Below are 22,952 nucleotides of genomic sequence, written 5' to 3' on the forward strand. Positions count from 1 at the left end.
GCGAAACGCCACAGATTTATATTGTGGCAACAAGCACACTGACGTGCAGCCCGGACCGAGCCGCCGGGCGGGAGACCCGCATCACGCCTACCATCGGCGTATGACCGACTACGCGCGCGCGGAGCGCCGGCAGCTCGCCGACCTGCTGCACCAGGTGGGCCCGGACCTGGACACGGTGTGCGCGGGCTGGACCACCCGGGACCTCGCCGCGCATCTGGTGGTCCGCGAACGGCGGCCGGACGCCATGATCGGCATGCTGATCCCGCCGCTGGCCGGGCACGGAGAGCACGTGCGGCTGGCCAAGGCCGCCCAGCCGTACCCGGAGATCATCCAGGAGGTGCGCACCCCGCCCTGGTGGAGCCCGGTCAGCAATCCCCTGGTCGACTCGCTGAGCAACACCGTCGAGTTCTTCATCCACCACGAGGACGTCCGGCGGGCCACGCCCGGCTTCACCCGCCGCGGCCTGGAGCACGGCGAGCAGCAGGCGATCTGGAACGCCACCAAGCTGACCGCCCGGCTGGCCCTGCGCAAGGTCGGCTTCGGTGTACAGGTCGAGGCGCCCGGCTTCGGATCCCTGCGGATCGGGGCCGGCGAGCCCCGGGCCACCGTCACCGGCGAGCCGGGCGAGCTGGCCCTGTTCGTCTCCGGCCGGCAGCGGGTGGCCGAGGTGCAGGTCACCGGCGAGTCCGACGCAGTCGCGAAGCTGACGACCGCCGCGATCGGTCTCTGACCGGCTACTCCCGGGTGGCGGAGACCCAGTTCGGGTCGCTGTGGTCCGACCGCGGGCCGACCACCGCACCGGCCAGGTCGTCGAGCAGCGCGACCTGCGCCGGATCCAACCGCACCTCGAGGCTCGCGACATTCTCATCGACCCGGGCGGCGCGCCGGGTGCCCGGGATCGGCACGACCGGCAGGCCCAGCCGCTCACCCCGGATGCGCAGCCAGGCCAGCGCGACCTGGGCCGGAGTCGCGCCCACCTCGGCGGCCACCCCGCGCACGCCCTCGACCACGGCCTGATTGCGGTCGAACGCGGAACCGGAGAAGCGGGACAGCCCGGCCCGCCAGTCCCCCGCGATCGCCGCCCGATCGAGAGTGCCGGTGAGGAAACCCCGGCCCAGCGGCGAGTACGGCACGAAGCCCACCCCGAGCTCAGCGGCGGCCGGCACCACGGCCCGCTCCACGTCCCGGCTCCACAGCGACCACTCGCTCTGCACGGCAGCGATCGGATGGACCGCGTACGCCTGCCGCAGCTCGGTGGCGGTCACCTCGGACAGGCCCAGGTGGCGTACCTTGCCGGCGCGGACCAGCTCGGCCATCGCCGCGACGGTCTCCTCGATCGGCACCCGCAGGTCGCGGCGGTGGAGGTAGTACAGGTCGATGACGTCGACGCCCAGCCGGCCCAGGCTGGCGTCGCAGGCCTGCCGCACGTACGCGGCGTCGCCCCGGGTGGCCATGGTGCCGAGGTCGCCGTCCGCGGCGGTGATGCCGAACTTGGTGGCCAGCGTCACCTCATCGCGGCGGTCGGCCAGCAGCCGGGCCAGCAGGCGCTCGTTGCTGCCGGCGCCGTACACGTCGGCGGTGTCCAGGAAGGTCACGCCGACGTCCACGGCGTGGTGCAGGGTGGCGAGCGACTCGTCCTGCTGCGCGGGTCCGTACACGTCGGCGAGACCCATCGCCCCGTAGCCGAGGGCGCTCACGGTCAGGCCGTCGCCCAGCTCGATGGTGTGCATGAGGACCACTCCAGCACAATTTCTCAGTCGTCGGCGACCAGCGCCGGGATGCCCGCCCGGCAGACGATCTCGAACTTCACCCGGTCCCGGCCGCCGCCACCCTGGGCGCGGAACTCGCCCTCGGCGTCGTCGTCCTGCAGGCCGCGGTCCTGTTCGTGCAGCTCGTAACCCTGCCGCGGCGACATGCTGACCACCTCGGGACGGGAGCCGACACAGCGACCGACGACCGTGCCCGCCCGGGTCGGGAAAGTCTGAGTGGGCGGGGCGGCGGACACCGACGGCGTGACCGCCGGGCGGCTGCCGGAGCCCTGCGAGGCCGACGGCGACACGGCGACCTGGCGGGCCAGTTCGTCGGCCACCTCGGCCGCGCTCAGCGGGCGGGTCTCCGGCGTGGTCAGCCCGTTACCGATGACACTGACCGCCGCGAGACCGACCAGCACGGCGAGCACCGCCGCGCCGAGCCAGCCGGCGGTCACCAGCAACATTCGACGATTCACCTGACCGACTATGCCGGGCGCCACCCTAAGCCGGGCCCGCGGGCACGCTAAGGGACGGTTAAGAGCGTCGTCGCGCCCGGGGTACCGGGTTACCGTGCAGCGTGGCCCACCTCCTGCTGATCGAGGACGACTCGGCGATCCGTACCACTCTGCTCCGTGCCCTGCGCGAGCGCGGCCATGCCGTGGCCGCGTCGCACACCGCGATGGACGGCCTGCGCACCGCCCTGGCCGAGCGGCCCGACCTGGTCGTGCTCGACCTGGGGCTACCCGACCTGGACGGCCGGGAGCTGCTGCGGATGCTGCGCGCGGTCAGCGCGATACCGGTCATCGTGGCGACCGCGCGCGACGACGAGGAGGAGATCGTCCGGGTGCTGGACGCGGGCGCCGACGACTACATCGTCAAGCCGTTCACCGCCGCGCAGCTCGACGCCCGGGTGCGTGCGGTGCTGCGCCGCGGCGGGGTGACCGGTGCCGAGCCGGTGGCGCTGGCCGTCGGCGGGCTGCGCATCGACGCCGGCGCGCGCACGGCCACCCTGGACGGTGCCGACCTGGACCTGACGCCGCGCGAGTTCGACCTGCTGCACCACCTGGCGACCCGGGCCGGGCAGGTGGTGAGCAAGCGGGAACTGCTCAGCGAGGTGTGGCAGGTCCCGTACGGCGGCGCCGACAAGACGGTCGACGTGCACCTGTCGTGGCTGCGCCGCAAGCTCGGTGAGACCGCCCAGGAGCCGCGCTACCTGCACACGGTCCGCGGGGTGGGAGTCCGGCTGAGCGGTCCGGCATGAGACGGCGGCTGACTCTGCTGGTCGCAGCGACCACGTGCCTGGTGCTCCTCGCGTTCCTGGTGCCGCTCGCGCTGCTGATCCGCCAGGTCACCGAGGACCGGGCGATCGGCCGGGCCAACGACGTGCTGCAGACGATCGTGCCGCAGATCGGCACCACCGATCCCGGGTCGCTGGCCCTGACCGTCCAAGGGCTGCCGCTGCCGGTCAGCGTCTTCCCGCCGGACGGCCCGGTGCTGGGCGCGGCCGCCGACCGCACCCCGGCCGTACGGCTGGCCCAGGCCAACGGCCGGTCCTTCACCGTGGACACCGACGCCGGCCGGGAGATCGTGGTGCCGGTGCTCAGCGGCGACGCGACGTACGTGGTGCGGACCGTGGTCCCGGCCGGGGAGCTCACCAGCGGGGTGGCCCGGTCCTGGCTGGTGCTGGCCGGGCTCGGCCTGGCCCTGGTGCTGCTCGGGCTGGTGGTGGCCGACCGGCTGGCCCGCAGCATCGTGGCGCCGATCGCCGACCTGTCCGCGGTCTCGCACCGGCTGGCCCGGGCCGAGCTGACCGCGCGGGCCAGCCCGTCCGGCCCGCGCGAGGTGCGCGAGGTCGCCGTCGCGCTGAACCATCTCGCCGGGCGCATCCAGGACCTGCTGCGCGAGGAACGCGAGCAGGTCGCCGACCTGTCGCACCGGCTGCGCACGCCGCTGACGGCGCTGCGGCTGGAGGCGGAGTCGCTGCGCGACGAGGAGGAGGCCGCGCGGGTCTCGGCGGCCGCGGACAGCATCGAGCGGGCGGTCACGGCGGTGATCCAGCAGGCCCGCCGGCGCGGCGGCGACCGCGCGGCCGCGGCCGACGCCACCGCGGTGGTCGCGGACCGGGTCGCCTTCTGGACGGTGCTGGCCGAGGACACCGATCGAGAGGTACGCCGTGAGCTACCGTCCGCACCTCTGCCGGTGGCGCTGCCGGCCGACGAGCTGGCGGCGGCGCTGGACGCCCTGCTCGGCAACGTCTTCGCGCACACCCCGGACGGCACCGCCCTGGTCGTGTCGCTGACCGGACGCCCGGGCGGCGGGGCGGTGCTGACCGTCGACGACTCCGGCCCGGGCTTCCCGGCCGAGGCGCTGTCCCGGGGTTCGTCGGGCAGCGGCTCGACCGGGCTGGGGCTGGACATCGCCCGCCGGGCCGCCGAAGCCGGTGGCGGGACCATGCAGGTGGGCACCGCCCCGGGCGGCGGCGCGCGGGTCCGGCTGGAACTGGCTTCGGTAAAGCGCTTGCCGCCCGATTGATCCTCTGTTGTCCTGACGGGCATGTCGATGTTCGATGACCCCGGCCTGTTCGGGCGCCAGTGGGCCGCCGCGTACGACGCGACGAGCAACCCCGACCCGGCCGCGGCCGTGAATTTCCTCGCCGGGATCGCCGCCGGTGGCCCGGTGCTGGAGCTCGCCATCGGCACCGGCCGGGTGGCCCTGCCGCTGGCCGCCCGCGGTCTGCGCGTCGAGGGGGTGGAAGGCTCACCCGAGATGGTGGCCAAGCTGCGCGCCAAGCCCGGCGGCGCGGACCTGCCGGTGGTCATCGGCGACATGGCCGACGTCGCCGTACGGGGCCGGTTCCCGCTGGCCTATCTGGTCTTCAACACTCTGTTCAACCTGGTCGACGCCGACCGGCAGGCCGCCTGCTTCCGCAACGTCGCCCGGGTGCTGACCCCCGGCGGCGCGTTCGTCATCGAGGCCTTCGTGCCGAACCCGGCCGATTTCGAACGCGACGAGCAGCATCCGCAGGTCCGCTCGGTGACCGAGGACGCGGCCGCGCTGCGGCTGCACCGCTACGACCGGGCCGCGCAGACGTACGTCCGCCAGAACGTGAGCTTCACCCCGGGCGGCGTACACCTGCAGCCGTTCGGGATGCGCTACCTGTGGCCGGAGCAGATCGACCGGCTCGCCGCGCAGGCCGGCCTGCACCTGGAGGCCCGTTACGCCGACTGGCACCGCAGCCCGTTCGACGCGACGAGCACCGACCACGTCTCGGTCTACCGGCTCTGACCCGGTCCGGTCAGCCGGCGATGGTGTCCTTGCCGCCCTCGCCGAGCAGCTGGTCCTCGCCGGCCCCGCCGTGCAGCCAGTCGTCGCCGTCGCCACCGGAGATCGAGTCGCCACCAGCGCCGCCGTACAGCCGGTCGCGGCCGTCCTCGCCCATGATGAAGTCGTCGCCGTCCCCACCGGACACGGTGTCGTTTCCGGTGCCGGCGTAGAGGGAGTCGGCGCCGCCGCGGCCGTACAGCTTGTCGTTGCCGGCGTCGCCCTGGACGAAGTCGGCGCGGGGGCCGCCGGTGATGGAGTCCTTGCCGGTGCCGCCGTACACGTGCAGCTTCAGATCGCTGTCGTTGCGCAGGGTGTCGTTGCGGTCCCCGAGGTTCACGGTGATCTTCGTCGGAGTCTTCCTCAGGGTGCAACGGACCTTGGTGCGGTCGCCCTTGACGGGCTTGCAGCCCTTGCCGGCCTTCACCGCCACCTTGTCGTCGACGGTGACCGTCCGGCCGGAGCGGGTGATGACGACCCGGCTCTGCTTGCCGTGGGCGGCCTGGTACTGCAGCCGGTCGGACCCGGTCACCCAGACCCTGCCGTCGGCGGGACCGGCCTGCGCCGCGCCGGGCAGCACAGCCACCCCGAAAACGACGACTCCGGCCGCGATGAGGCTCCGGCGCACAGTTGCTCCCCCGTTCTGTTGATCTTCGCCGGGAGCATAGAGGGAGCCGGCGATTCCGTGTGTCCCGGCGGCCTTAACCCGGTCTTAGTGGTCACACAGCGCGGCCATAGCGCGCCGGGCGCGAACCTGTCGGTGTTCCGTTCACGACACCGGAGGTTTTCATGATCAGGCTTCGTACCGCTTCCGCCCTCGCCGCCGGCGCGGTGGCCGCGCTCGCCCTCGGCGGCACGGCGATGGCGGCGGGCAGTGACGACACGTCGGGTACGGCGATCGTCGCCGCGCCGGCGCCGTCGGCCTCCACCGACTCCCCCGCGCCTTCGTCGTCGGTCCCGTCCTCGGCGGACCCGTCCTCGTCGGCCTCCTCGGCGCCCGCGGCCGCCGACGCCGTCAGCCTGGACGCCGCCAAGGAGATCGCGATCAAGGCGGCCGGGGGTGGCCAGGTCACCGACAGCGAGCGGGAGACCGAGCACGGCCGCGCGGTATGGGACATCGAGGTCCAGGCCGGCCCGGTCGAGCACGACATCGACGTGGACCGCGCCAGCGGCGAGGTGCTGCGGCACGAGAGCGAGACCGACAACGACGGGCCCGACTCCGACGACGACTCGGATGACGACTCCGACGACGACAGCTCGGACGACTGACGCCGTACCCCGGCCGGAGTGGAGCCCCGGACCTCGCGGTCCGGGGCTCCGTCGCGTTGCGCGGGGTTCAGCTGCCGACGTAGAGCAGGCGGTTCGGCGAGCCGGTGCCCGGGCTGGTCACCACATTGGGGGTGGCCTTGTTGACCAGGGTGTCGCGCACCTGGGCCGGGGTCAGCGACGGGCTGCCCGCCAGCACCAGGGCCGCGGCCCCGGCCACGTGCGGCGAGGCCATCGACGTGCCGCTGATCGAGTTGGTCGCGGTGTTGCTGCTGTACCAGTCCGAAGTGATGGCCGAGCCCGGCGCGAAGATGTCCAGGCAGGTGCCGTAGTTCGAGTACGAGGCGCGGGCGTCGGTGCTCGTGGTGGCGCCGACCGTGATGGCCGAGGCGACCCGCGACGGCGAGGAGTTGCAGGCGTTCGCGGTCGAGTTACCGGCCGCCAGGGCGTACGTGACACCCGAGCTGATCGAGTTGGCCACGGCGTTGTCGAGCGCGGTGCTGACGCCGCCGCCGAGGCTCATGTTGGCCACGGCCGGCTTGACGGCGTTCTGGGTGACCCAGTTGACGCCGGCGATGACCCCGGCGTTGGTGCCGCTGCCGGAGCAGTTGAGCACCCGGACGCCGACGAGCTTGACGGCCTTCGCGACGCCGTACGTGGCGCCGCCGACCGTACCGGCGACGTGCGTGCCGTGGCCGTTGCAGTCCACCCCGCCGGAACCGACGGCGTCGTAGCCCACCCGGGCCCGGCCCCCGAAGTCGTTGTGGGTGTACTTGATGCCGGTGTCGATGATGTACGCCGTCACGTTGCTCGCCGTGGTGGTGTACGTGTACGTGGTGCTCAGCGGCCGGGCCCGCTGATCGATGCGGTCGATGCCCCAGGTGGCACCGGTCTGGGTGGCGAGCAGCGAGACCCGCTGGTTCTGCTCGACGTAGGCGACGCTCGGGTCGGCGGCGAGCCGCTTCGCCGCGGCCTCGCTCATCCCGGCCTCGAATCCGTTGAGCGCCGCGCCGAACGTGCGGCGGACCTCCGCGCCGTAGCCGCGGGCCAGGCTCGACGACTTGTCGCCGACGGCCGCCACGCGGTTGGTCTTCGCGACCGCGCTGTCCTTGAGAACCACGATGTAGCTGCCGGCCACCGCGTCGGCGGTGCCGGCGAGCCGGATCTGCCCGGTGGCGGGGGCTGCCGTCGCCGGGGTCACCGTCGCGACGGTCGTCGTTGCCACGACGAGCACACTCACGGCCAGGAACCGGCCGCTTCGGGGGCGTCGAATCGCCATGCTTTTCCTCTCTCGCGCCTGCAGACCCGTGTCCTGGGCTTGTGGCCCACCCGGTCCGTTGAGCTGAGATTAGGGGCAGGACGTCGACATTCCTCTATATCGAAAGGGCCATACCGCCGTTGCTGAAAGACCCCGGGCGGTGACCCGGTTAGGATCACCTGTGCAGGTCCACCCACCGCACTCTGGCCCTCGCGACGCCCGGGCAATACTCTGCGGTAACACGGCTGTCACGTAATCCCCCATAGACGCAAAGAGGCGGCGCCCGATGGCTCTCGAGGTTCCCTACCGGTCGATCCCGGACATGTTCCTGCAACGTGTGCGGGCGACCCCGAACGGTCAGGCCTTCGCCGTACCGACGGCGAACGACACCGCGATCAGCTGGCTGACCTGGTCCCAGGTCGGCGAGCGGGCCACGGCGATCGCCGCCGGGCTGGCCGGGCTCGGCGTGGGCCTGGAGGACCGGGTCTCGATCCTGTCCGGCACCCGCCTCGAATGGGTCCTGGTCGACCTCGGCATCAACTGCGCCGGCGCGGCGACCACCACGGTCTACCCCACCACCGAGCCCGAGGACGCGGCCTACATCGTGGCCGACTCCGGCTCCAAGGTGCTGGTGGCCGAGAACCCGCAGCAGGCCCTGAAGCTGGCCGGCGCGGACACCTCGGTCACCCACGTGGTGCTGATCGACGGCCTGGCCGACGCGAACGCCACGCCGCCGCAGCTGACCCTGGCCGAGCTCGAGGAGCGCGGCCGGGCGGCGCTCGCCGAGCAGCCCGACCTGGTGGACCGGATCGTCGAGGGCGTCGGCCCGGACAACGTGGCCACCCTGATCTACACCTCCGGCACGACCGGCCGGCCCAAGGGCGTGCAGCTGCTGCACCGCGGCTGGACCTGGGAGGGCGTGGCGCAGGCCGACCTGGGCCTGTTCGAGTCGACCGACCTGCAGTATCTGTGGCTGCCGCTGTCGCACTCGTTCGGCAAGACCCTGCTCTGCGGCATCCTGCACGTGGGCGTGCCGACGTACGTCGACGGGCGCGTCGACAAGCTGGTCGACATGCTCGCCGTGGTGCAGCCGACGCTCATGTGCGCGGCGCCGCGGATCTTCGAGAAGGTCTACAACAAGACGGTGACGACCGCGCTGAGCGCCGGCGGCGCCAAGGCCAAGATCTTCGGCTGGGCGGTCGGCGTGGGCAAGCAGAAGGTCGCCCTGGAGCAGGCCGGCAAGCCGGTCGGCGGGGTGCTGAAGGCCAAGTACGCGGTCGCCGAGAAGCTGGTCTTCAGCAAGCTGCAGCAGCGCCTCGGCGGCCGGCTGCGGGTGCTGGTCTCCGGCTCGGCCCCGCTGAGCCGTGACATCGCGGAGTTCTTCGCGGCGGCCAACCTGCCCATCATGGAGGGCTACGGCCTGACCGAGTCGAGCGCGGCGAACTTCGTCAACCGGATGGGCAAGCTCAAGATCGGTACGGTCGGCCAGCCGCTGGGCGACCTGGAGTGCCGCATCGACAGCGACGGCGAGATCCTGCTGCGCGGCGCCCCGGTGATGCGCGGCTACCACAACCTGCCCCAGGAGACCGAGGAGTCGTTCACCGAGGACGGCTTCTTCCGTACCGGTGACATCGGTGAGCTGGACAGCGACGGCTACCTGAAGATCACCGACCGGAAGAAGGACCTGGTCAAGACCTCCGGCGGCAAGTACATCGCCCCGTCGGCGATCGAGGGCATGTTCAAGGCGGTCTGCCCGTACACGTCGCAGGCGGTCGTGGTGGGTCAGGCCCGCAACTACGTGACGATGCTGATCTCGCTGGACGAGGAAGCGATCGCGGGCTGGGCGGCGGGCGGCCCGCTGGCCGGCAAGAGCTACCGCGAGATCGTGACCGCGGCCGAGACGGAAGCGCTGATCGCCGGTTACATCGAGGAGCTCAACGGCAAGCTCAACCGGTGGGAGACCATCAAGAAGTTCGCCATCCTGCCCCGCGACCTGAGCATCGAGCAGGGCGAGATCACCCCGTCGATGAAGATCAAGCGGCGCAGCGTGGAGACCAACTTCGCCGAGCAGATCGACAAGATGTACGCCGGTTCGCTCGTACAGATGTAGCCCTGAACCAGGCAGGACCGGGCGCCGCGATCTCTGATCGCGGCGCCCGCGCCTTTGGCGGATCAGCTCAGCCAGGCGCCGTCGCGCATCAGGGTGCGGCCCTGGTGTTCGTTCTCCTCGCGCCAGGCCTGGATGCGGTCCGGGCGCAGGATCAGGTAGGCGTAGGTGCCGCCGGCCGCGCGCGGGTCCCAGTCGGTGCCGGCCGCGTAGCCGTCCGCCACCCAGGACGGCGCCTGCGCCACCGGGAACGTCTCCTCCAGCACCGCGTCGATCATGACGACGTCACGGGTCCCACCGAGGGCCAGCCGGGCCGTGCCGCTCGCCCCGAGGTTCATGGCTGTGCGCGACCTGCCGTCGGTGGCCAGCACGATCCGCTCCCGCAGCCAGGCGAGCGTGAGCGGCACCAGGTAGGGCCCCTCCGGAGCGCTCGTGGCGACCCAGACATCGGCGACCGGGGCGGTCAGTTTGGCCAGGACGTCGGCTCGGCGGATCGCCCGCGGGCGCGGTTCCGGCTGGCTCATGCCGGCTGGAGGAGGCCGAGGACGGTGCCGTCCTTGTCGCGTACCGTCGCGATCAGCTTGCCGTCGCCCACGTCCTTGACCTCCTGCACTTGCTCGGCTCCCGCGGCCAGCAGGCCTGGCAGAGCCGTCCTGATGTCTGTCACGGGCCAGTACATCACCGGGCGGGTCCGGCCGGCCGAGGTGCTGACCGCCCACGGTGTAGCCGACATAGTAGGGCTGCTCCACCTCCGGGGCCACGCCGAGCAGGCGCCGTAGACCGCCCTTCGTCGCGGTGAGGTCGCTGACCGGGATGACAATGGCGCCGATGCCGACCGGCCCCATCTGCGGGCGGTGGCGCAACGGATGCTCGGCTCGGCCGGCGAGGCCGATGACGCCGTGCAGGAAGCCCGGCTACGGCTCGGTCGCAGCGACACGTCCGAGGTCGGCGACCTGACCGGCCGGCTCACCACGGCGGTCTCCCGGGTGTGCCTGGACCCGGCCAGGCCGACGTTTCCCGCGGGCCGGCGTTCCCGGCGGGCCGGCGTTCCACGGCGGCCCGACGCTCCCGCGGCCCGACGCTCCCGCGGCCCGACGCTCCCGCGGCCCGACGCTCCCGGCGGCCCGACGTTTCCCGAGGGCCGGCGGTCCCGGCGGGCCGGGCGGGCCGGGCGAGGAGTCGGGTCAGGCGATGACGGCGGGTGTGCGCCAGGCCCGCCGGGCGGGTCAGGCGATGACGGCGGGTGTGCGCCAGGCCGGCCGGGCGGCGCGGTCCAGGTCGTGGCGGACCGACGCGATCCGGCGGACCGCCTCCCGCAGGTCGTCGGCGGGCAGGGCGAACGGCAGCCGGATGAAGCGTTCGAGGGTGCCGTCCAGGCCGAACCGGGGTCCGGGCGCGAGCCGTACGCCGACGTCCTCGGCCGCCCGGGCCAGCGCGCTGGAGATCGGTCCGTCCAGCTCCGCCCACAGCATCACCCCGCCGGCCGGCACCGTGAAGCGCCACTCCGGCAGGTACTCACCCAGCGCCGCGACCAGCGCATCCCGCCGGGACGAGAGCTCCGCACGCCGGGCGGCCACGATGGTTTCCGCGTCCCGCAGCAGGTGGCACGCGACCAGTTGTTCGAGGACCGGGCTGGCCATGTCGACGCCGACGCGCAGGGCCGCGAGGCGTTGCACCAGCGGCGCGGACGCGCGGACCCAGCCGATCCGCAGGCCACCCCAGTAGGCCTTGCTCATGCCGCCGATCGAGACGACCCGGGAGTGCCGGTCGAAGACGGCGACCGGCGGCGGGACCGGGGTGCCGTCCAGCGGCAGGTCCACGAAGGACTCGTCGACGACCAGCTCGGTGCCGGTGGCGTGGGCCGCCGCGACGAGGCGTTCGCGGAGGTCGGCGGGCATCAGGTGGCCGGTCGGGTTCTGGAACTCCGGGATCACGTACGCCAGCCGGGGCCGGGTCTGGCGCAGCGCGCCGAGCAGCATCTCGCCGTCCCAGCCGGCGGCGGCCGCGTCGAGGCCGTGCGTGTTGATCCGGGCGCGGCGGGCGGAGAGAGCGGCCAGGGCGTTCGGGTACGTCGGCGACTCGACCAGCACCGTCGCGCCGGCCGGGACGGACAGGCGCAGCACCAGGTCGAGGGCGTGCTGCGTACCACTGGTGATCAGGATCTGCTCCGGGCTGGTCGGCACGCCGCGGGCGGTGTAGCCGGCCGCGACCGCCTCGCGCAGCTCCATCAGGCCGGTCGGGTGGTAGCCGGCGCTGCCGAGGAAACGCGGCAGGTCTTCGGCGGCGGCCCGCGCGGCGGGCACGAGCTCGACGGGCGCGGCCGAGGCGGCCACGCCGAGGTCGATCATGTCCATGTCGTCGTCCGGGGTCCACAGGCCCGAGGACGCGACGCGGTGGCCGTTGGGCAGGGTGGTCCAGCTGCCGGCGCCGCGCCGGCTCGTCAGATGGCCGGTCTCGCGGAGCGAGCGGTACGCGGCAGTGACTGTCGTCCGGCTGATGCCCAGCGCCTCGGCGAGCTCCCGTTCGGCGGGGAGCCGAACGCCCAGCGGCAACCGGCTGTCGGTGAGCAGCCCCCGGATCGCCCCGGCCAGCGCGGCATAATCCGGACTGCGGTGCCGCCCCGGCAAGGAGTGCCACTGACCGAGCAGCCGAGCCAATTGGCCCCCGCGAACCGACGTCGTCATGGCCACCTCCGGCAAATTGGCTCTTTGATCGCCGCTAATTGGCCTTCAGAGTGGCACTTATGAGTCGTCTCAGCAACCTCGTTCCCGTCGGCGCCCGCCTGCCCCGCCGCGTGACCCAGCTCTTCGCGGGCCTGGTCCTGTACGGCATAAGCATGGCTTTCATGGTGGAGAGCGACCTCGGGCTGAACCCGTGGGACGTTTTCCACCAGGGTGTGTCGAAGGCCACCGGGGTCAGCTTCGGCTGGGTGGTGCTGCTGACCGGCATCCCGGTCCTGCTGCTGTGGATCCCGCTGCGGCAGCGCCCCGGCTTCGGCACGATCGCCAACCTGGTGGTGATCGGCTTCGCGGCCGACGGCGCCCTGGCGGTGCTGACCCCGGGCGGATCGATGGCGATGCGGATCACGTACCTGGTGGTGGGGATCGCCCTGAACGGGGTCGCGACGGCGATGTACATCGGTGCCCGGTTCGGGCCGGGGCCGCGCGACGGCCTGATGACGGGGATCGTCAACCGGTGGCCGCGGCTGTCCATCCGGGTGGTCCGGACCAGTATCGAGGTGCTGGTCCTGGGCGTGGGGGTGCTGCTGGGCGGCACCATCGGGTTCGGAACGGTGGCGTACGCGCTGGGCATCGGGCCGCTGGTGCAGTTGTTCATGCCGGCCTTCGCCGTGCCGGCAACGGTGGATGACCCGGCCGTGGCCACCGAGGGCGAGCCGCAGCCGGGCGTGCCTCAGATCGCGCCGGCCGTGGCGGCCTGACCCCGATCCACGGCGGTCACGGCGTCGACCACGACCGATGCCGGACAGGGTCTCGCGGTGGCGCTGGTTCCATGGCGCCACTCCCGGGGTCGGCGAAGCGGGCGATATGTCCGGGCGGCGGACACAGCTTGGTGATCATCGCGACACAATCGCTTTCCGGTTCGGCGGCCGCACGGCATCATGGCGACATGGGGGCTGGCGACTGGCATTGGAACGACGCTTGGATCTTCGTGTCCGCGGTCATCGCCGAGCGCCTGGAGCGCGACCGGGCCCTGCACGCGGCGCTTCCGGTGACCGGCGCGAGCCTGGCCGACGTGCTGGCCGCGGCCGACTTCCTGCACCACAGCGTGCCCAGCCGGTCCGAGCTGGAGGATTCCGTGCGCCGCCTGGCCGGGGCCGGCCTGCTCACGGTGGACGACGACCTGGTCGAAGTGGCACCGGCGGGCGAGCAGCTGTGGCGCACCAGGCCGTTCAGCGGTCTGTCGTCGGCGGTCGTGACGCTGCAGACGCAGCTGAACCGGGCGGCCACGCCGGGCGAGTCCGACTGGAAGCTCGACGAGCGCACCTACAACGCGGCCGTCCGCGAATACTCCCTGCGCCTGGCCGACGGCCGCTGACCGAACCGGCCCGGCCGCCAGGCCGGCCCAAGCCGCCAGGCCGGAACAAGCCGCCAGGCCGGAACAAGCCGCCAGGCCGGAACAAGCCGCCAGGCCGGACCGTCGGCGCCGCCTCGGCGGCAGTGGCCGGCAAGGCCGCCGGATCACACGACTGCGCGGCGCTACCGCCCAGACTGCCGGGTCGTACTCGGATCGCCGAGCCTGACCGCCGGACCGGCCGCACCGCCGAAGCGGATCGCCGGACCGCGCGACGAGCCGTCGCTCAGCGGACCGGGTTACCCGCCGCTCGCAGACTCTCCTTGACCTCGCCGATGGTCAACTCTCCGAAGTGGAAGACGCTGGCGGCCAGCACCGCATCGGCCCCCGCCGCCACCGCCGGCGGAAAGTGCCCCACCGCCCCGGCCCCACCGCTGGCGATCACCGGAATGTCGACCACCGCCCGGACCGCCGCGATCAGCTCCAGGTCGAACCCCGCTTTGGTCCCGTCCGCGTCCATCGAGTTGAGCAGGATCTCCCCCGCGCCCAGCTCGGCCGCTCGCCGCGCCCACTCCACCGCGTCCAGCCCGGCGCTCTTGCGACCGCCGTGCGTCGTCACTTCCCAGCCGCTGGGGTGCTCCGGCGTCGGCCCCGACGGCAGCCGGCGTACGTCGAGGGACAGCACCAGCACCTGATTGCCAAAGCGGTCCGCGATCTCCGCGATCAGCTCCGGCCGGTGGATCGCCGCCGTGTTGACCCCGACCTTGTCGGCTCCCGCGCGCAGCAGTGTGTCGACGTTGTCGACCGAGCGGACGCCGCCGCCCACCGTCAGCGGGATGAAGACCGATTCCGCCGTGCGGCGGACCACGTCGAGCATGGTGCCGCGGTCGTCGGACGACGCCGTCACGTCCAGGAAGGTCAGCTCGTCGGCGCCGGCGGCGTCGTAGGCCGCGGCCAGCTCCACCGGGTCGCCCGCGTCGCGCAGGTCGACGAAGTTGATTCCTTTGACCACCCGTCCCGCGTCCACGTCGAGACAGGGAATCACCCGCACCGCCACCGTCATGCCCCAACCCTATCGAGCCGCCGGCCGGCCGGTTCGGGAGTATCCACAGGCCGGGCCGGGCCCAGTACCCCGATCAGGACACCGCCGATCACGAGCACTCCGCCGGCCACGTCCGTCGCGTGCACGGTCTCGTCCAGGAGCAGGGCCGCCGAGGCGATGCCGAAGATCGGCACCAGCATCGAGAACGGGGCGACGGCCGATGCGCCGTACCGTCTGATCAGGGCGCCCCAGGCGCCGAAGCCGGCCAGGGTCGAGATCAGCGCGACGTACAGCAGGGCGCCGGCCGCGGGGACGTTGATCGCGCGCAGCGCGGCCAGGTCCGTGGCCGGGCCTTCGACGATCAGGGAGAGCACCGCCAGCGGCAGGGTCGCCACCGCGCTGACCCAGATCATGAAGCGGAGCGTGTCGGTCGGTGCCGCCTGCCGGGTGGCCACGTTGGACAGGCCCCAGGCCACAGCCGCACCCAGGACCAGGCCGAATGCTCCGGCCGGCAGTCCGTCCGCGCCGAGCCGGACCGCGACGACGCCGATGCCGAGCGCCGCGACCGCCAGCCCGGCGACGCGCCGCCGGCCGGGGCGCTCGCGCAGCAGCAGCACCGCGAAGACCGTCGTGAACACCGCCTGGCTCTGCAGGACCAGGGAGCTCAGGCCGGCCGGCATGCCGGCGGCCATCCCGGCGAAGAGCAGCGAGAACTTCACCACCCCGAGGGTGAGGGCGACCGCGATCACCCAGCGCCAGCGAGTGGGTGGGCGCCCGGCGAACAGGACCGCGGGGAACGCGGCCAGCAGGAACCGCAGCGCCGAGAACAACAGCGGCGGGAAGTGGTCCAGGCCGACGTCGATCACGACGAAGTTGACGCCCCAGGCGGCGGCCACGGCCACGGCGAGGGCGATGTCACGCGGTTTCACCGTCCCAGCGTCGCCGCCGTTGATGCTGAAGCACCAGCGAATAGTGCTACAGCGACGATGTAGCGTGACTACATGATCGATCTGGGTCGGCTCCGCGCCCTGCACGCCGTGGCCAGCTACGGGACGGTACTGGCGGCCGGGGAGGCGCTGCACTGCACGCCGTCGGCCGTGTCGCAGCAGCTCGCCAAGCTGGAACGCGAGACCGGGGCCACCCTGGTGGAGAAGGACGGCCGCCGGCTGCGGCTGACCGAGGCCGGCCGGATGCTCGCCGGTCACGCCGAACGGGTGCTGGCCGGCGTCGACGAGGCCGAGGCGGCACTGGCGGCCCATCGAGACACGGTCATCGGCCGGCTGGAGGTGGCGGCCTTCGCGACGGCGTGCCGGGCGCTGCTGCCGTACGCGTTGCACCGCCTGGCCACCGAGCACCCGCAGCTGACGACGGGCCTGGTGGAGGTGAGCCCGCACGAGGGCCTGGAGATGCTGCGGCGCGGGCACGTGGATCTGGCGGTGCTGGACGACTGGCCGGAGGTCGCGCTGCGCTATCCGCCGGGGGTCACGCATGTGGAGCTCGGCCGGGACGTGGGCGATCTGGTCGTGCCGGACGGCCACCGGTTGGCGGCGGGTCGCGAGGTGCGGCTGACGCAGTTGCGCGACGAGCGGTGGATCGCGGCGAAGGCCGGGGACATCTGTCACGAGTGGCTGGTGCGGGTGGTGCCGGGGGTGCGGCCGGACTTCCACGTGGGCGAGTTCGAGACGCAGCTGACGTTGATCGCGGCGGGGCTGGGGATCGCGGTCGTCCCGCGGCTGGCCCGGCCGCCGCTGCCGGCCGGGGTGCGGGTGGTGCCGGTGCGGCCGGTGCCGGCCCGGCGGGTGGTGGTGGCCTGGCGGGAGGCCTCGGCGGCCCGGCCCGCGGTGCCGGCCGCGGTCGCCGTCCTCCGCGAGGCCTGGCGCCGCCGGGAGACCTCCTAAGCCGTCATCGTGCGGATCCGGTCGGCCTCGGCCAGCTGCATGTCGATGCCGCGGCGCAGGAAGCCGGTGATCAGGGCGAGCTCCTCCGGGGAGTAAGCGGCCAGCACCCGACGCCCGGCCCGCTCGACCGGACCGTAGACGCGACCGATCAGCTCCTCGGCGCCCGGGGTCAGCGCCACCACGGCCCGCCGCCGGTCGTTCTCGTCCACCGTACGGGTCAGGTGGCCCGCCGCGGCCAGCCGCTGGATCGCCGTGGTGGTCGCGGCCGGGCTGAGCTTGGCCGCCCCGGCCAGGGCGGCCGCGGACAGCGGTCCGTGCTCGCTGATCAGCCCGAGGATGCGCAGATCGGTGCGGTTGACCCCGATGGCGCCGGCGGCCGCCTCGTCCACCAGGTCGTTCGCGGCTCCGAAGTCGGCCGCGGCCCGGACGGCGGCATCCCGCATTTGCTTCGACACTCGAAGGAGTTTACCGTAGCCGGATTACTTCGACACTCGAAGGGAACTGTCATGGTCGAGCCGAAGCCGGCCCTGCCGTCGTGGCTGCCAGTGGCCAACCGGGTGGTCCGGGCCCTCAACCGGCTGGGGCTGTCCCTGGGCACGATCGAGGTGCTCACCGTGCCGGGACGCCGCAGCGGCAAGCCCCGCACCACACCGGTGTCCCCGCTGACCGTCGACGGCTGCCGCTACGTCGTCGCCGCGGCGCCGCGCAGCGACTGGGCCGGCAACGTCCGCGCGGCGGGACGCGGTGTGCTGGCCCGGGGACGCCGCCGCTCGGACGTGACCCTCACGGAGATCGACGATCCGGCGGTGGCCCGCGCGGTGCTGCGGGCGTTCCCGGCCGAGGTGCCGACCGGGGTGCCGTTCTTCGTGCAGCTCGGGCTGGTCGAGCGGGCCGACCCGCACCAGTTCGAGGCCATCGCGGACCGGGTCGCGGTCTTCCGGATCGATTGACGCCGTTCAGACGTACGCCTCGACCTCGACCTCCACCAGGTGCTGGGGGTCGAGCAGGCCCGCGACCACGACCAGTGTCGCCACCGGCCGTACCGCCGCGAACAGCGACCCGTGCGCCCCCGCCACCGCATCCGAGTACGCCGCGTCGGTCACATACATCCGGGTGCGGATCACACTCTCGATCCCCGCACCCGCCCCGGCCAGCGCGTCCAGCGCGATCCCGAACGCCGTCAGCGCCTGCGCCCGCGGATCGCCGATCCCCGTCACGACCCCGTCCACCGTGGCCGTGCAGCCGGCGGTGACCAGCAGGTTGCCGGCTCGCACCACGCGGGAGTAGCCGTAGCGCTCCTCCCACGGACCGCCCGAGCCGAAACGGGTGATCATGCCGCGGCCAGCGCCTCGATCGCCTCGCGGACCGTGAACGCGCCGGCGTAGAGCGCCTTGCCCGCGATCACGCCCTCGACCCCGATCGGCTCCAGCGTGGCCAGGGCGCGCAGGTCGTCCAGGGTGGACACGCCGCCGCTGGCGATCACCGGCTTGTCGGTCCGGGCGCACACCTCGCGCAGCAGGTCCAGGTTCGGGCCGCGCATCGTGCCGTCCTTGGTGATGTCCGTGACCACGTACCGGGCCGCGCCGGCCTTGTCGAGGCGCTCCAGGATCTCGAAGAGGTCGCCGCCCTCGCGGGTCCAGCCCCGGGCCGCGAGGGTACGGCCGCGCACGTCGAGCCCGATCGCCACCCGGTCGCCGTACTCGGCGCAGATCCGGTCGCACCACTCCGGGTCCTCCAGCGCCGCCGTGCCGATGTTGACCCGGGCGGCGCCGGTGGCCAGGGCCGCGCGCAGCGACGCGTCGTCGCGGATGCCGCCGGAGAGCTCCACCTTCACGTCGAGCCGGCTGATCACGTCGGCCAGCTGCACGGCGTTCGAGCCCCGGCCGAACGCGGCGTCGAGGTCGACCAGGTGCACCCACTCCGCGCCGTCGTTCTGCCAGGCCAGCGCCGCCTCGAGCGGGTCGCCGTAGCTCGTCTCCGAGCCCGCGGCGCCCTGGACGAGGCGAACCGCCTGACCGTCGGCGACGTCGACAGCGGGCAGCAGGGTGAGGGTCACAGCGGAACTCCGATCAAGGACAGCGGGAACGGTCAGAAACGGCGGCCCAGCACCACGACCACCAGGGCCGGCAGCACCAGGACGATCATGGCGATGAGCACGAGGCGCAGCGCGAGCTCCGGCACCAGGAACCACACGGCCAGCGCCGCGATCAACGGGATGACCGCGATGCCGGTGCGCTGGGCCCGGCTGCGCTTGTACAGGGTGCCGGAGCTGGGGCGGCGCTTGAGCTTGAGGGAACGCACCAGGGCGCGGCGGCGTTGCCGCCGGGTGGACCGGCGGGCCCGGACGGCCTTCTCCTTCTCCAGGACGGCGAGCCGCTCGGCCCGCCGCCGGGCGCGCTCCTTGCTCACCGTACGGCGGCGGAGGGCAGACCCGACACCCAGTTGCTGAGCAGCGCGTACCCGGCGTCGGAGGACTTCTCCGGGTGGAACTGCGCCGCCGACAGCGGGCCGTGCTCCACGACAGCGGCGAACGGCTGGTCATGCGCGGCCGTCGTCACCCGGGCCCCGACGGCCTGCAGCGCACCGAGGTCCGACGCCGCGTACGAGTGGACGAAGTAGAACCGGGTCGTCGCCGACAGCCCGTCGAGCAGCACCGAACCGTCCGGCACGGACACCGTGTTCCACCCCATGTGCGGGATGCGCCGGGCGGCCAGCCGGGTCACCGCGCCCGGCAGCAGGCCCAGGCCCCGGGTCTCGACGCCGTGCTCGACGCCGGACTCGAACAGGATCTGCATGCCGACGCAGATGCCCAGCACCGGCTTACCGGCGGCGACCCGCTCGGCGATGACCGGGCCCGCCCCGAGCTTCTCGATGCCGGCCATGCACGCCGCGTAGGCGCCCACCCCGGGCACGACCAGGCCGTCCGCGGCGGCCGCGGCGGCCAGGTCGTCGGTCACCGTCACGTCGGCCCCGGTACGCGCGACAGCCCGCTCGGCGGACCGCAGATTTCCGGAACCGTAGTCCAGGATCACCACATTGCTCATCAGCTGTCTCCCGGGATCAGCCAGAGGACGCCACCGGCCAGCGCCAGCACCGCCAGCGCGGCAACCAGGCCGATGCTGAATTTGGTGGCGCCCTGCCGGGACAGCGAGATCACCCCGCCGACGAGCATGCCGCCCAGCCCGAGCAGCAGGATCGGGACGATGCTGCTCACAGCACGCCCTTCGTCGACGGCAGCGCGCCGGCATTGCGCGGGTCGATCTCCACTGCCTCGCGCAGCGCCCGCGAGAACGCCTTGAACTGCGTCTCCACCACGTGGTGGGCGTCCGCCTTGCCGCCGTCGCGGGCCGCGCGCAGCACGCTGACGTGCAGCGTCACCTTGGCCGCGTGGCCGAACGACTCGAAGATGTGCCGGGTCATACTGGTCGGGTAGACCGGCCCGATGTACGGCGCCAGCTCCGGCTCCTCGTGCACCACGTACGGCCGGCCGGACAGGTCGACGGCCGCGCGGACCAGCACCTCGTCCATCGGGATGGTCGCCGAGCCGTACCGCCGGATGCCGGCCTTGTCGCCGAGCGCCCGCGCGAAGGCCTCGCCCAGCGCAATGGCCGTGTCCTCCATCGTGTGGTGCGCGTCGATCTCGAGGTCGCCCTCGGTGCGCACGGTCAGGTCGAAGCCGCCGTGCTTGGCCAGCTGGTTGAGCATGTGGTCGTAGAACCCCACGCCGGTGGCCAGGTCGCCCTTACCGGTGCCGTCGAGGTCGATCTCGACGAGCACCTTGGTCTCATTGGTGACGCGCTCGATGCGCGCGGTACGGCTCACTACAAGGCTCCCAGGAAGGCGTCGGTTTCGGATGCTGTGCCGGCGGTGACCCGCAGCCAGCCGGGCAGGCCGACGTCGCGGACCAGCACCCCGCGGTCCAGCAGGCGCTGCCAGGCCTCGTGCTGATCGCCGCCGACCTCGAAGAGCACGAAGTTCGCGTCGCTGTCGGCGACCCGGATGCCCCGCGCCCGCAGGGTGGCGACGATCCGGTCGCGCTGCTCCTTGATCGCGTCGACGGTGACGAGCAGGGCACCGCGGTGCGCGAGGGCGGCTCGCGCGGCCGCCTGGGTCAGCGACGACAGGTGGTACGGCAGGCGGACGAGCTGGACGGCGTCGACCACGGCCGGGTCGGCGGCCAGATAACCGAGGCGCCCGCCGGCGAAGCCGAACGCCTTGCTCATCGTGCGGGTGACGACCAGGCGCGGGTGGCCGGGCAGCGAGGCGAGCGCGCTGGGCGTGCCGGGCCGGGCGAACTCCGCGTACGCCTCGTCGACGACGACCATGCCCGGCGCCGCGGCCAGCACGGCCTCGACCACCGACGGGTCCAGGGCCGTGCCGGTCGGGTTGTTGGGCGAGCAGAGGAACACCAGGTCCGGCGCGTGCCGGTCGATCTGCTCGACGGCCGCCTCCGGGGTGAGCCCGAAGTCGGGGTCGCGCAGCGCGCCGATCCAGCGGGTGCCGGTGCCGGCGGCCAGCAGCGGGTGCATCGAGTACGACGGGCCGAAGCCCAGCGCGGTGCGGCCCGGACCGGCGAACGCCTGCAGCAGCTGCTGCTGGACCTCGTTGGAGCCGTTGGCCGCCCACAGGTGCGCCGTGGCCAGCCCGTGGCCGAGGTAGCCGGCGAGATCGGTGCGCAACGCGACCGCGTCCCGGTCCGGGTAGCGGTTGAGGTCACGCAGCTCGGCCTGCACGGCCTTGCCGATCGCCTCCACCACGGCGTCGGGCACCGGGTACGAATTCTCGTTGGTGTTGAGCCGGACGGCGACGTCGAGCTGCGGCGCCCCGTACGGCGACTTGCCCCGCAGGTCGTCCCGGATGGGCAGGTCGTCGATCGTGGTCACGAGGGGAACCTCGCGGTCACGGCCTGCCCGTGGGCCGGCAGGTCCTCGGCGTTGGCCAGGGCCACCACGTGCGGAGCGACGTCACGCAGCGCCGCCTCGTCGTATTCGACCACGTGGATGCCGCGCAGGAACGACTGCACGGACAGGCCGGAGGAGTGCCGCGCGCAACCGGCGGTCGGCAATACGTGGTTGGAACCGGCGGCGTAGTCACCGAGCGAGACCGGCGAGTAGGCGCCGACGAAGATGGCCCCGGCGTTGCGCACCCGCATCGCCCACGTGCGGGCGTCGCGGGTCTGGATCTCCAGGTGCTCGGCCGCGTACGCGTCGACCACCCGCAGGCCCTGCTCCAGGTCGTCGACCAGCACGACGCCGGACTGGCGGCCGCCGAGCGCCTCGCGCACCCGGGCCTCGTGCTTGGTCGCCGGCACCTGCACGGCCAGCTGCGCCTCGACCGCCTCGGCCAGCTCCGGCGAGTCGGTGACCAGCACGCTGGCGGCGACCGGGTCGTGCTCGGCCTGGCTGATCAGGTCGGCCGCGACGTGCGCGGGCGAGGCCGTTTCGTCGGCGAGGATCGCGATCTCGGTCGGGCCGGCCTCGGCGTCGATGCCGACCGTGCCCTGCAGCAGGCGCTTGGCCGCGGTGACCCAGATGTTGCCCGGGCCGGTGATCACGTCGACCGGCTCGCAGCGGTCGGTCTCGTCGACGCCGTCCGAGCCGTAGCCGAGCATCGCGACGGCCTGGGCGCCGCCGACGGCGTACACCTCTTCGACGCCGAGCAGTGCGCACGCGGCGAGCACCCGGGCGTCGGGCAGGCCGCCGTTCTCCGGCTGCGGCGGGCTGGCCACCACCAGCGACTCGACGCCGGCGACCTGGGCGGGCACCACGTTCATCACCACGGTGGACGGATAGACGGCCAGTCCGCCAGGAACGTAGAGACCCACGCGGGACACCGGGACGTGCCGCTCGGTGACGGTGCCGCCGGGCACCACCTGGGTGGTCACGTCGGTGCGCCGCTGGTCGCCGTGCACCTTGCGGGCGCGTTCGATGGCCACCAGCAGGGCGGCCCGGACGTCGGGGTCGAGCTCCTCGGCGGCGGCGGTGATCGCGGCCAGCGGCACCCGCAGCCGCTCGAGCACGACGCCGTCGAACCTCTCCGTGGCCTCCCGGATCGCCGAGAACCCATGCTCGCGAACCGCCGTCACGACGGGGCGGATCTTCTCGACGGCAGCGGACACGTCGAGCTGGGCACGGGGCAGCAGACCGCGGGGGTCCCGACGGGAGCCGCGCAGGTCGATCCGATTCAGCACGGGTCAAGTCTAGGCGGCCCCGCGGCCGGCCCCCGGGCGGCATTCCAGGCACTGGGAAGGAGACCTTTGCGGCTTTTGCGCCGAGCC

General features: G+C 73.1%; 28 protein-coding genes. 10 read left to right on the plus strand and 18 right to left on the minus strand.

The window, feature by feature from the left end:
* Positions 1-100: 100 nt before the first annotated feature.
* Positions 101-730, plus strand: coding sequence for a TIGR03085 family metal-binding protein (locus AB0C12_RS14640; RefSeq protein ID WP_360547921.1), 630 nt, complete (start codon positions 101-103; stop codon positions 728-730).
* Positions 731-734: 4 nt separating this feature from the next.
* On the opposite strand, the gene AB0C12_RS14645 is transcribed toward AB0C12_RS14640, so the two are convergent.
* Positions 735-1,730, minus strand: a complete 996-nt coding sequence (locus AB0C12_RS14645; protein WP_360547923.1) for an aldo/keto reductase — start codon at positions 1,728-1,730, stop codon at positions 735-737.
* 23 nt (positions 1,731-1,753) lie between these two features.
* Complete coding sequence (locus AB0C12_RS14650) at positions 1,754-2,227, minus strand: hypothetical protein (RefSeq protein ID WP_360547925.1); 474 nt, start codon at positions 2,225-2,227, stop codon at positions 1,754-1,756.
* 101 nt (positions 2,228-2,328) lie between these two features.
* On the opposite strand from AB0C12_RS14650, the gene AB0C12_RS14655 reads away from it, so the two are divergent.
* The 3 genes from AB0C12_RS14655 to AB0C12_RS14665 are packed head-to-tail and all read left to right on the plus strand — an operon-like array spanning position 2,329 to position 5,036.
* The gene (locus tag AB0C12_RS14655; RefSeq protein ID WP_360547927.1) at positions 2,329-3,012 is read left to right on the plus strand and encodes a response regulator transcription factor; all 684 of its coding nucleotides are present in this window, start codon (positions 2,329-2,331) and stop codon (positions 3,010-3,012) included.
* Positions 3,009-4,283 (plus strand): HAMP domain-containing sensor histidine kinase, encoded by a 1,275-nt coding sequence (locus AB0C12_RS14660; protein WP_360547929.1) that lies wholly within the window; start codon positions 3,009-3,011, stop codon positions 4,281-4,283. Before AB0C12_RS14655 ends, AB0C12_RS14660 begins: the two co-directional genes overlap by 4 nt.
* Before the next feature lie 21 nt (positions 4,284-4,304).
* A complete protein-coding gene (locus AB0C12_RS14665) occupies positions 4,305-5,036 on the plus strand; it encodes a class I SAM-dependent methyltransferase (RefSeq protein WP_360547931.1) in 732 nt (243 codons plus the stop codon).
* A gap of 10 nt (positions 5,037-5,046) precedes the next feature.
* Here AB0C12_RS14665 and AB0C12_RS14670 read toward each other — a convergent pair whose 3' ends face one another.
* On the minus strand, positions 5,047-5,700 hold the full coding sequence (locus AB0C12_RS14670) for a calcium-binding protein (protein ID WP_360547933.1): 654 nt from the start codon (positions 5,698-5,700) through the stop codon (positions 5,047-5,049).
* Positions 5,701-5,861: 161 nt separating this feature from the next.
* On the opposite strand from AB0C12_RS14670, the gene AB0C12_RS14675 reads away from it, so the two are divergent.
* Positions 5,862-6,341: a PepSY domain-containing protein gene (locus tag AB0C12_RS14675; RefSeq protein ID WP_360547935.1), complete on the plus strand. Its 480-nt coding sequence runs from the start codon at positions 5,862-5,864 to the stop codon at positions 6,339-6,341.
* 67 nt (positions 6,342-6,408) lie between these two features.
* On the opposite strand, the gene AB0C12_RS14680 is transcribed toward AB0C12_RS14675, so the two are convergent.
* A complete protein-coding gene (locus AB0C12_RS14680) occupies positions 6,409-7,617 on the minus strand; it encodes a S8 family peptidase (RefSeq protein ID WP_360547937.1) in 1,209 nt (402 codons plus the stop codon).
* 265 nt (positions 7,618-7,882) lie between these two features.
* Here AB0C12_RS14680 and AB0C12_RS14685 point away from each other — a divergent pair, with 265 nt between their 5' ends.
* The gene (locus tag AB0C12_RS14685) at positions 7,883-9,706 is read left to right on the plus strand and encodes a long-chain fatty acid--CoA ligase (protein WP_360547939.1); all 1,824 of its coding nucleotides are present in this window, start codon (positions 7,883-7,885) and stop codon (positions 9,704-9,706) included.
* 62 nt (positions 9,707-9,768) lie between these two features.
* Here the strand turns inward: AB0C12_RS14685 and AB0C12_RS14690 are convergent, their stop codons facing one another.
* The 3 genes from AB0C12_RS14690 to AB0C12_RS14700 all read right to left on the minus strand — a co-directional run bounded on the left by AB0C12_RS14690 (position 9,769) and on the right by AB0C12_RS14700 (position 12,387).
* Positions 9,769-10,227, minus strand: a complete 459-nt coding sequence (locus tag AB0C12_RS14690; protein WP_360547941.1) for a pyridoxamine 5'-phosphate oxidase family protein — start codon at positions 10,225-10,227, stop codon at positions 9,769-9,771.
* Positions 10,224-10,436: a hypothetical protein gene (locus AB0C12_RS14695; protein ID WP_360547943.1), complete on the minus strand. Its 213-nt coding sequence runs from the start codon at positions 10,434-10,436 to the stop codon at positions 10,224-10,226. The genes AB0C12_RS14690 and AB0C12_RS14695 overlap by 4 nt, the downstream gene beginning before the upstream one ends.
* A gap of 493 nt (positions 10,437-10,929) precedes the next feature.
* The gene (locus AB0C12_RS14700) at positions 10,930-12,387 is read right to left on the minus strand and encodes a PLP-dependent aminotransferase family protein (RefSeq protein ID WP_360547945.1); all 1,458 of its coding nucleotides are present in this window, start codon (positions 12,385-12,387) and stop codon (positions 10,930-10,932) included.
* A 59-nt stretch (positions 12,388-12,446) separates the two neighbouring features.
* Here AB0C12_RS14700 and AB0C12_RS14705 point away from each other — a divergent pair, with 59 nt between their 5' ends.
* Positions 12,447-13,142, plus strand: a complete 696-nt coding sequence (locus AB0C12_RS14705) for a hypothetical protein (RefSeq protein WP_360547947.1) — start codon at positions 12,447-12,449, stop codon at positions 13,140-13,142.
* Between the two features lie 188 nt (positions 13,143-13,330).
* On the plus strand, positions 13,331-13,759 hold the full coding sequence (locus AB0C12_RS14710) for a hypothetical protein (protein WP_360547949.1): 429 nt from the start codon (positions 13,331-13,333) through the stop codon (positions 13,757-13,759).
* A 262-nt stretch (positions 13,760-14,021) separates the two neighbouring features.
* Here the strand turns inward: AB0C12_RS14710 and hisF are convergent, their stop codons facing one another.
* Both hisF and AB0C12_RS14720 read right to left on the minus strand, forming a co-directional pair.
* The gene (gene hisF / locus AB0C12_RS14715) at positions 14,022-14,798 is read right to left on the minus strand and encodes an imidazole glycerol phosphate synthase subunit HisF (protein ID WP_360547951.1); all 777 of its coding nucleotides are present in this window, start codon (positions 14,796-14,798) and stop codon (positions 14,022-14,024) included.
* The gene (locus AB0C12_RS14720) at positions 14,795-15,706 is read right to left on the minus strand and encodes an EamA family transporter (protein WP_360547953.1); all 912 of its coding nucleotides are present in this window, start codon (positions 15,704-15,706) and stop codon (positions 14,795-14,797) included. The genes hisF and AB0C12_RS14720 overlap by 4 nt, the downstream gene beginning before the upstream one ends.
* A gap of 72 nt (positions 15,707-15,778) precedes the next feature.
* Here AB0C12_RS14720 and AB0C12_RS14725 point away from each other — a divergent pair, with 72 nt between their 5' ends.
* Positions 15,779-16,675 carry a LysR substrate-binding domain-containing protein gene (locus tag AB0C12_RS14725; protein ID WP_360547955.1) on the plus strand — a complete coding sequence of 299 codons (897 nt, stop codon included), beginning with the start codon at positions 15,779-15,781 and terminating at the stop codon, positions 16,673-16,675.
* Here AB0C12_RS14725 and AB0C12_RS14730 read toward each other — a convergent pair.
* Complete coding sequence (locus AB0C12_RS14730) at positions 16,672-17,130, minus strand: MarR family transcriptional regulator (RefSeq protein ID WP_360547957.1); 459 nt, start codon at positions 17,128-17,130, stop codon at positions 16,672-16,674. The two genes, AB0C12_RS14725 and AB0C12_RS14730, sit on opposite strands and share 4 nt — an antisense overlap.
* Before the next feature lie 51 nt (positions 17,131-17,181).
* On the opposite strand from AB0C12_RS14730, the gene AB0C12_RS14735 reads away from it, so the two are divergent.
* A complete protein-coding gene (locus AB0C12_RS14735) occupies positions 17,182-17,625 on the plus strand; it encodes a nitroreductase/quinone reductase family protein (protein WP_360547959.1) in 444 nt (147 codons plus the stop codon).
* A 6-nt stretch (positions 17,626-17,631) separates the two neighbouring features.
* Here the strand turns inward: AB0C12_RS14735 and AB0C12_RS14740 are convergent, their stop codons facing one another.
* The 8 genes from AB0C12_RS14740 to hisD are packed head-to-tail and all read right to left on the minus strand — an operon-like array spanning position 17,632 to position 22,865.
* Entirely contained in the window at positions 17,632-18,009 is a 378-nt protein-coding gene (locus tag AB0C12_RS14740; RefSeq protein ID WP_360547961.1) for a Rid family hydrolase, read from the minus strand.
* Positions 18,006-18,731, minus strand: a complete 726-nt coding sequence (gene priA, locus AB0C12_RS14745) for a bifunctional 1-(5-phosphoribosyl)-5-((5-phosphoribosylamino)methylideneamino)imidazole-4-carboxamide isomerase/phosphoribosylanthranilate isomerase PriA (RefSeq protein WP_360547963.1) — start codon at positions 18,729-18,731, stop codon at positions 18,006-18,008. The genes AB0C12_RS14740 and priA overlap by 4 nt, the downstream gene beginning before the upstream one ends.
* A gap of 32 nt (positions 18,732-18,763) precedes the next feature.
* Positions 18,764-19,084: a hypothetical protein gene (locus tag AB0C12_RS14750; protein ID WP_360547965.1), complete on the minus strand. Its 321-nt coding sequence runs from the start codon at positions 19,082-19,084 to the stop codon at positions 18,764-18,766.
* Complete coding sequence (gene hisH / locus AB0C12_RS14755; RefSeq protein ID WP_360547967.1) at positions 19,081-19,719, minus strand: imidazole glycerol phosphate synthase subunit HisH; 639 nt, start codon at positions 19,717-19,719, stop codon at positions 19,081-19,083. The genes AB0C12_RS14750 and hisH overlap by 4 nt, the downstream gene beginning before the upstream one ends.
* On the minus strand, positions 19,719-19,889 hold the full coding sequence (locus tag AB0C12_RS14760) for a hypothetical protein (RefSeq protein ID WP_360547969.1): 171 nt from the start codon (positions 19,887-19,889) through the stop codon (positions 19,719-19,721). Before AB0C12_RS14760 ends, hisH begins: the two co-directional genes overlap by 1 nt.
* On the minus strand, positions 19,886-20,497 hold the full coding sequence (gene hisB, locus AB0C12_RS14765) for an imidazoleglycerol-phosphate dehydratase HisB (RefSeq protein ID WP_360547971.1): 612 nt from the start codon (positions 20,495-20,497) through the stop codon (positions 19,886-19,888). The genes AB0C12_RS14760 and hisB overlap by 4 nt, the downstream gene beginning before the upstream one ends.
* The gene (locus AB0C12_RS14770; RefSeq protein WP_360547973.1) at positions 20,497-21,558 is read right to left on the minus strand and encodes a histidinol-phosphate transaminase; all 1,062 of its coding nucleotides are present in this window, start codon (positions 21,556-21,558) and stop codon (positions 20,497-20,499) included. Before AB0C12_RS14770 ends, hisB begins: the two co-directional genes overlap by 1 nt.
* Entirely contained in the window at positions 21,555-22,865 is a 1,311-nt protein-coding gene (hisD, locus tag AB0C12_RS14775; RefSeq protein WP_360547975.1) for a histidinol dehydrogenase, read from the minus strand. Before hisD ends, AB0C12_RS14770 begins: the two co-directional genes overlap by 4 nt.
* Between the last annotated feature and the right edge of the window lie 87 nt (positions 22,866-22,952).

It is taken from the genome of Actinoplanes sp. NPDC048967 (genome assembly GCF_040649415.1).
In the GTDB taxonomy this organism is placed as follows: domain Bacteria; phylum Actinomycetota; class Actinomycetes; order Mycobacteriales; family Micromonosporaceae; genus Actinoplanes.

Bases quoted from the DNA above. Each gene is read 5' to 3' on its own strand.
- AB0C12_RS14665 (WP_360547931.1), top strand. From the start codon at position 4,305: ATGTCGATGTTCGATGACCCCGGCCTGTTCGGGCGCCAGTGGGCCGCC.
- AB0C12_RS14695 (WP_360547943.1), bottom strand. From the start codon at position 10,436: ATGTCGGCTACACCGTGGGCGGTCAGCACCTCGGCCGGCCGGACCCGC.
- AB0C12_RS14680 (WP_360547937.1), bottom strand. From the start codon at position 7,617: ATGGCGATTCGACGCCCCCGAAGCGGCCGGTTCCTGGCCGTGAGTGTG.
- AB0C12_RS14645 (WP_360547923.1), bottom strand. From the start codon at position 1,730: ATGCACACCATCGAGCTGGGCGACGGCCTGACCGTGAGCGCCCTCGGC.
- AB0C12_RS14710 (WP_360547949.1), top strand. From the start codon at position 13,331: ATGGGGGCTGGCGACTGGCATTGGAACGACGCTTGGATCTTCGTGTCC.
- AB0C12_RS14685 (WP_360547939.1), top strand. From the start codon at position 7,883: ATGGCTCTCGAGGTTCCCTACCGGTCGATCCCGGACATGTTCCTGCAA.
- AB0C12_RS14690 (WP_360547941.1), bottom strand. From the start codon at position 10,227: ATGAGCCAGCCGGAACCGCGCCCGCGGGCGATCCGCCGAGCCGACGTC.
- AB0C12_RS14740 (WP_360547961.1), bottom strand. From the start codon at position 18,009: ATGATCACCCGTTTCGGCTCGGGCGGTCCGTGGGAGGAGCGCTACGGC.
- AB0C12_RS14725 (WP_360547955.1), top strand. From the start codon at position 15,779: ATGATCGATCTGGGTCGGCTCCGCGCCCTGCACGCCGTGGCCAGCTAC.
- AB0C12_RS14700 (WP_360547945.1), bottom strand. From the start codon at position 12,387: ATGACGACGTCGGTTCGCGGGGGCCAATTGGCTCGGCTGCTCGGTCAG.
- AB0C12_RS14640 (WP_360547921.1), top strand. From the start codon at position 101: ATGACCGACTACGCGCGCGCGGAGCGCCGGCAGCTCGCCGACCTGCTG.
- AB0C12_RS14660 (WP_360547929.1), top strand. From the start codon at position 3,009: ATGAGACGGCGGCTGACTCTGCTGGTCGCAGCGACCACGTGCCTGGTG.
- hisF (WP_360547951.1), bottom strand. From the start codon at position 14,798: ATGACGGTGGCGGTGCGGGTGATTCCCTGTCTCGACGTGGACGCGGGA.
- AB0C12_RS14675 (WP_360547935.1), top strand. From the start codon at position 5,862: ATGATCAGGCTTCGTACCGCTTCCGCCCTCGCCGCCGGCGCGGTGGCC.
- hisH (WP_360547967.1), bottom strand. From the start codon at position 19,719: ATGAGCAATGTGGTGATCCTGGACTACGGTTCCGGAAATCTGCGGTCC.
- AB0C12_RS14735 (WP_360547959.1), top strand. From the start codon at position 17,182: ATGGTCGAGCCGAAGCCGGCCCTGCCGTCGTGGCTGCCAGTGGCCAAC.
- AB0C12_RS14705 (WP_360547947.1), top strand. From the start codon at position 12,447: ATGAGTCGTCTCAGCAACCTCGTTCCCGTCGGCGCCCGCCTGCCCCGC.